Below are 2643 nucleotides of genomic sequence, written 5' to 3'. Positions count from 1 at the left end.
GTGGAAAAACCGGTCAATTTGACCACCTAATTCCGGAGTAAATTGACCACCCGTTCCGGAGCAAACTGACCACCTGATTCCGGAGCAAATTGACCACCAAGTTTTGTGGTTAATTAAGGATTAAAAACTATTGATTTTTTCATGTTGTTAGAACCATACATTCGTTAAAAATATACGGATTATGGCAAACAAAATAACAGACATGAGTAAAATTAGAAAAGTAATTAAATTCTATTGTAATGGAAAGAGTAAGTTATTTATAAGTAGCTACTTATCCCTTTCAAGAAATACGGTAAAGAAATATATTTCTTTATTTGAAGTTCTCGGATTGAGCTTTGAATTAATCGACCAAAAAACCGATGCAGAGCTGGAACTTTTATTCTCCCAGACTAGTGTAGAGGCCATTAGCCCTAGATTACAGACACTTTATGATTTTTTTCCTAAAATGGAACGCGAACTAAAAAAAGTTGGCGTTACCGTACAGCATATGTGGGAACAATATATCGCTGTAAATCCTGATGGTTATCGAACTTCACAATTTCATTATCACTACAATATATGGGGCAAACGAGTTAATCCGGTCATGCATATGAACCATAAGGCTGGTGATAAAATGTATGTTGATTATGCCGGAAAGACACTCTCAATTATTGATATAGATACCGGAGAAGTCAAAGAAGTACAATTTTTTGTAGCAATATTAGGCGCTAGCCAATACACGTATGCTGAAGCTTCCATGAGCCAGCAAAAGGAAAACTTTGTTGACTCAGTAGAGAATGCCATGCGCTTTTTTGAAGGTACTCCTGCTGCCATTGTTCCGGATAATTTAAAATCTGCAGTAATAAAAAGCAGTCGTTTTGAACCGACAATCAATGAAACCCTGGCTGATTTAGCAGAACACTACGAAACTACAATCCTGCCTGCCAGAGCTTACAGGCCCAGAGACAAATCATTAGTTGAAGGAGCTGTTAAGATATTATATCGAAGGATTTATGTAACCATAAAAGAAACCAAGTTCTTTTCTCTGGAAGAATTAAATCAGCAGATCTGGGATTTACTTGACTCTCATAATAACAGAAAACTAACAGGACGCCCTTATTCCCGCTTTGAATTATTTTTAGAAGACGAGAAAGAAAAACTGCGTCCACTGCCACAAGATCGTTTTGAAATTAAATACCAATCTTTTGCAACAGTAATGCAAAACGGTCATGTTCAATTAAGCCAGGACAAAAACTATTACAGCGTTCCGTATCAATATGTAAAAAAGAAAGCAAAGCTGTTATATACCAAATCAACGGTAGAGATTTATTATAAATACAATCGAATAGCTGTACATCCAAGAAACTACAAACCTTATGTCTATACAACAACCCCTGAGCATTTAGCCAGTACACATCAATTTGTAGCCCAATGGAGTGCAGCCCGCTTCATTGAATGGGCTAATAATATTGATGAGTCAGTAGGAGAATATATAATGCAGATAATCGAAAGCAGAAATCATCCAGAACAGGCTTATAAAAGTTGTTTAGGAATACTGAATTTTGAAAAAAAGGTAGGTAGACAGCGATTAATAAATGCCTGCAGGCGGGCACTTGATTTTAAAATTTACAATTTTAAGACCATACAAAATATTTTAGAAAACAACTTGGATCATATTGATTTTGATCAAGAACCTGAGCAGGAACTTCCCAATCACAGTAACATAAGAGGAAAACACTATTATAACTAAATTAAATCTTGAAAAAATGAATGAATCCACAGTTACCAAAATGAAACAGATGAAGCTTTATGGCATGTTTAATGCTTTTAAAACAGCCATTGAAAGCGGAAAAACAGATCATTATACCCTTGACCAGTTTGTATCGATGATTATTGATGCAGAATGGGATGAAAGGTACAATCGTCGTATTGAACGAAGTATCACTAATGCCAAATTCCATTACAAATCAAATATTGAAAGTATCAATTTTGATGTATCACGTAATCTGGACCGAAACATGGTACTGCGTCTGGCAGAATGCGAATTTATAGAGAAAAACGAAAACATCTTAATCACTGGAAGTACCGGGGTTGGTAAAAGTTATTTAGGTACCGCATTAGGTTATCAAGCCTGTATACAAGGTTTTAAGGTAAGTTATTTTAATACCTCAAAATTATTCGCTAGACTAAAAATGGCTAAAGCAGATGGTACTTATCTGCGGGAACTTACCAAAATACAAAGACAGGATGTTATAATACTTGATGATTTTGGACTCCAGGCACTTGACAGCCATAACCGAATTACTCTTTTAGAGATCATAGAGGACAGGCATAATAACGGCTCTATAATCGTGACATCACAAATCCCAGTTCAGGGCTGGTATGATATCATTGGAGAAAAAACGATAGCCGATGCAATATTAGACAGACTGATACACCAATCTCACAGGCTTGAATTACATGGAGAATCGATGAGAAAGAAAAGAGGAATAAACAAAGAGTGATATTTTATTATATTTGAATACTAATTAACAGATGAAAAAATATAGTTTTTAATCAAAACGGAGGTGGTCATTTTGCTCCGGAATTAGGTGGTCATTTTGAACTGGAATCAGGTGCTCACTTTAAATTGGAATGGGGTGATCAATATCACCGGAATTTGCA

At 35.6% G+C, this 2643-nt stretch carries 2 protein-coding genes; both read left to right on the top strand.

Annotated elements, in window-relative coordinates; genetic code table 11:
- Positions 1 to 181: 181 nt before the first annotated feature.
- Positions 182 to 1729: an IS21 family transposase gene (gene istA, locus ACODST_RS27685; RefSeq protein WP_488935327.1), complete on the top strand. Its 1548-nt coding sequence runs from the start codon at positions 182 to 184 to the stop codon at positions 1727 to 1729.
- Between the two features lie 16 nt (positions 1730 to 1745).
- Entirely contained in the window at positions 1746 to 2483 is a 738-nt protein-coding gene (istB, locus tag ACODST_RS27680) for an IS21-like element helper ATPase IstB (RefSeq protein ID WP_056251131.1), read from the top strand.
- Positions 2484 to 2643 lie beyond the last annotated feature (160 nt).

The sequence above is a fragment of the Flavobacterium sp. FG19 genome (assembly GCF_057809475.1).
The sequence above is the reverse complement of the archived record's forward strand: the minus strand, read 5'-3'. Positions and strand labels throughout refer to the sequence as shown.

Bases quoted from the DNA above. Each gene is read 5' to 3' on its own strand.
- istA (WP_488935327.1), top strand. From the start codon at position 182: ATGGCAAACAAAATAACAGACATGAGTAAAATTAGAAAAGTAATTAAA.
- istB (WP_056251131.1), top strand. From the start codon at position 1,746: ATGAATGAATCCACAGTTACCAAAATGAAACAGATGAAGCTTTATGGC.